The 3,215-nt window shown below is 60.3% G+C and carries 5 protein-coding genes; 1 reads left to right on the top strand and 4 read right to left on the bottom strand.

Annotation, left to right across the window (positions count from 1 at the left end; translation table 11 throughout):
- Positions 1-76: 76 nt before the first annotated feature.
- From trmB to ACSFE6_RS31255, 4 genes are all read right to left on the bottom strand, one after another.
- Positions 77-802, bottom strand: a complete 726-nt coding sequence (trmB, locus tag ACSFE6_RS31270; protein ID WP_435431226.1) for a tRNA (guanosine(46)-N7)-methyltransferase TrmB — start codon at positions 800-802, stop codon at positions 77-79.
- 9 nt (positions 803-811) lie between these two features.
- A complete protein-coding gene (locus ACSFE6_RS31265; RefSeq protein WP_007953385.1) occupies positions 812-1,606 on the bottom strand; it encodes a thiazole synthase in 795 nt (264 codons plus the stop codon).
- Between the two features lie 60 nt (positions 1,607-1,666).
- Positions 1,667-1,867: a sulfur carrier protein ThiS gene (thiS, locus tag ACSFE6_RS31260; RefSeq protein WP_435431227.1), complete on the bottom strand. Its 201-nt coding sequence runs from the start codon at positions 1,865-1,867 to the stop codon at positions 1,667-1,669.
- A gap of 70 nt (positions 1,868-1,937) precedes the next feature.
- Positions 1,938-2,318 carry a DUF423 domain-containing protein gene (locus ACSFE6_RS31255; protein WP_435431225.1) on the bottom strand — a complete coding sequence of 127 codons (381 nt, stop codon included), beginning with the start codon at positions 2,316-2,318 and terminating at the stop codon, positions 1,938-1,940.
- A 74-nt stretch (positions 2,319-2,392) separates the two neighbouring features.
- Between ACSFE6_RS31255 and mtgA the strand changes: the two genes are divergently transcribed.
- Positions 2,393-3,115: a monofunctional biosynthetic peptidoglycan transglycosylase gene (gene mtgA, locus ACSFE6_RS31250; RefSeq protein ID WP_435431224.1), complete on the top strand. Its 723-nt coding sequence runs from the start codon at positions 2,393-2,395 to the stop codon at positions 3,113-3,115.
- The last annotated feature ends 100 nt before the right edge of the window (positions 3,116-3,215 follow it).

Genomic DNA, 3,215 nt, shown 5'->3' with positions numbered 1-3,215 from the left:
GGTGTGTCAGACACATTGATGTCGACTGACACACCATCGCCAGCAGGCTGGCTCCCACAGGTTTACTGCACAGGGTTTAGGACTGCTTCTCGAACTTCAGATCCCACACCCCATGCCCAAGACGTTCGCCACGGCGTTCGAACTTGGTGATCGGGCGCTCGGCCGGGCGTGGTACGCACTTGCCGTCTTCGGCCAGGTTGCGATAACCCGGCGCGACATTCATCACTTCCAGCATGTATTCGGCGTACGGCTCCCAGTCGGTGGCCATGTGCAGAATGCCGCCAACCTTCAACTTGCTGCGCACCAGCTCAGCGAACGACGCCTGAACGATACGGCGCTTGTGATGACGGCTCTTGTGCCACGGGTCCGGGAAAAACAGCATCAGTCGATCGAGGCTGTTGTCGGCCACGCAGCGGTTGAGCACTTCGATCGCATCGCAATCGTAAACCCGCAGGTTGGTCAGGCCCTGGGTCAGCACGCCATTGAGCAACGCGCCGACACCCGGACGGTGAACTTCCACACCGATGAAATCCTGCTCCGGCGCAGCAGCAGCCATTTCCAGCAGCGAATGGCCCATGCCGAAACCGATTTCCAACGAACGCGGAGCCGAGCGGCCGAACACCTGATCGTAATCCACCGGCGCGTCAGCCAAGGGCAGTACGTACAGCGGGGCGCCCTGTTCCAGGCCACGTTGCTGGCCTTCGGTCATGCGCCCGGCGCGCATCACGAAACTCTTGATGCGGCGGTGTTGGCGCTCGTCGCCTTCTTCCGTCTGGATAGGCGTGTCGTTTGATTCAGTCATCAATAGCTCTTACTTGATCAGACCATCCAGCGGCGAGGAAGCGCTGGCATAGAGTTTTTTCGGCATGCGGCCGGCGAGGTAAGCCAGGCGACCGGCAACGATGGCGTGTTTCATGGCTTCGGCCATCATGATCGGCTGCTGGGCGTGGGCGATGGCCGAGTTCATCAGCACCGCATCGCAACCCAGCTCCATGGAGATGGTGGCGTCAGAGGCCGTACCGACACCGGCATCCACCAGCACCGGGATTTTCGCTTCTTCGAGGATGATCTGCAGGTTGTACGGGTTGCAGATCCCCAGGCCCGAACCGATCAGGCCGGCCAACGGCATCACCGCAATGCAGCCGATTTCCGCCAATTGTCGGGCAATGATCGGGTCATCGCTGGTGTAGACCATCACGTCGAAGCCTTCCTTGACCAGCACTTCTGCGGCCTTGAGGGTTTCGATCACGTTGGGGAACAGGGTTTTCTGATCCGCCAGCACTTCCAGTTTCACCAGGTTATGGCCGTCGAGCAGCTCACGGGCCAGGCGGCAAGTGCGTACGGCCTCGACAGCGTCGTAGCAGCCAGCGGTGTTCGGCAGGAAGGTGTAGCGATCCGGCGACAACACTTCGAGCAAGTTCGGCTCGCCCTCGATTTGACCGAGGTTGGTACGGCGCACGGCAAACGTGACGATCTCGGCACCCGAGGCTTCGATGGCCAGGCGGGTTTCTTCCATGTCACGGTATTTGCCGGTACCGACCAGCAAACGCGACTGGTAAGTACGACCGGCCAGAACGAAAGGCTTGTCGCTACGAACGATGCTCATGGGAAATCCTCTGTAGGGGTGAGGGTCTTGCAGAATTCTCGGCCCATGCAGGCCTGACGGCTAGCCGCCGCCGATGGCGTGTACCACTTCGACGTTGTCGCCGTCGTTCAACGTGGTGCCTGCGTGCTGACTGCGCGGGACGATATCCAGATTGAGTTCGACCGCCACCCGGCGTCCGGTCAGCTCCAGACGGGTCAGCAGGGCCGCAACGGTTTCACCGTCGGGCAGTTCAAAGGATTCGCCGTTCAACTGAATGCGCATGCGGATGCCGCCATCATTTTTTGGGGCTGGCATTCTAGCCCGATCGTGACCTAAAGGTCAGCAATAAGCGTCAAGCGGTCAGCGGCAAGCGCCAGGCGGCCAAGCCCAGGCAGAACCAGCCCGCAAGGAAGGCCAGGCCGCCGAACGGCGTGATGATGCCCAGCTTGCTGATACCAGTCAGCGTGAGCACGTACAGACTGCCGGAGAACAGCAGTATACCGATGGCAAAGGTTGCGCCGGCCCATGTGACCAGCCGGCCGGGAATCTGCGTGGCCAGTAGCGCCACGCCCAACAGTGCCAGGGTGTGCACCAACTGATAGGTGACGCCGGTATGAAAAATCGCCAGATATTCAGGCGTCAGGCGGTTTTTCAGGCCGTGGGCGGCAAAGGCCCCAAGGCCGACACCGGTGAAGCCGAAAAAAGCAGCCAGCATCAGAAAGCCTCGCAGCATGAAGAACTCCAGTCAGACTCGATCAACAGGGTCTGTATAATGGCCCGCTCAACGGGTTCGGCCAAGCCATCTCTATGCTGCGTATCTATTTCCGTCGTTTCACGAAGGCCGTGCTCTGGTTCATGGGCGCCAGCGTATTGCTGGTGCTGATTTTCCGTGTGGTGCCTCCACCGGGGACGGCGCTGATGGTCGAGCGCAAGATCGAATCCTGGATCGACGGTGAGCCCATCGACCTGCAACGCACCTGGAAGCCCTGGGAAGAAATCTCCGACGACCTGAAAGTCGCGGTGATTGCGGGCGAAGACCAGAAATTCCCGGAACACTGGGGTTTTGACATCGGCGCAATTCGCGCCGCTCTCGCCCACAATGAACTGGGTGGCTCGGTACGTGGCGCCAGCACATTGAGCCAACAAGTCTCGAAAAACCTGTTTCTGTGGTCTGGCCGCAGCTGGCTACGCAAGGGACTGGAAGCCTGGTTTACCGCGCTGATCGAAGTGTTCTGGCCCAAGCAGCGGATTCTTGAGGTTTATCTGAACAGTGCTGAGTGGGATGACGGCGTGTTTGGTGCGGAAGCGGCGGCCCGACATCACTTTGGTGTGAGTGCAAAAGGTCTCAGTCGCCAGCAATCGAGCTTGCTGGCTGCCGTATTGCCGAACCCTCGAGTTTGGAGCGCCAGCCACCCGACCAACTATGTAGCAAGGCGCGCCGGCTGGATTAGGCGGCAGATGAGCCAGCTGGGTGGTGATAGCTATCTGGTGGGGCTCAACGATTCGCGTCGGGCGCCGTGGTCCCAATGACACCGTGATTCGAAGGTGGGAGCGAGCCTGCTCGCGAAAGCGGACAATCCCCCCACACCTATCCCAACTCCCCCGACACCTTTTCTCGCAGGCTCGCCCC

Source organism: Pseudomonas baetica, from assembly GCF_051216495.1.
Classification (GTDB): Bacteria; Pseudomonadota; Gammaproteobacteria; order Pseudomonadales; family Pseudomonadaceae; genus Aquipseudomonas; species Aquipseudomonas baetica_B.
The sequence above is the reverse complement of the archived record's forward strand: the minus strand, read 5'-3'. Positions and strand labels throughout refer to the sequence as shown.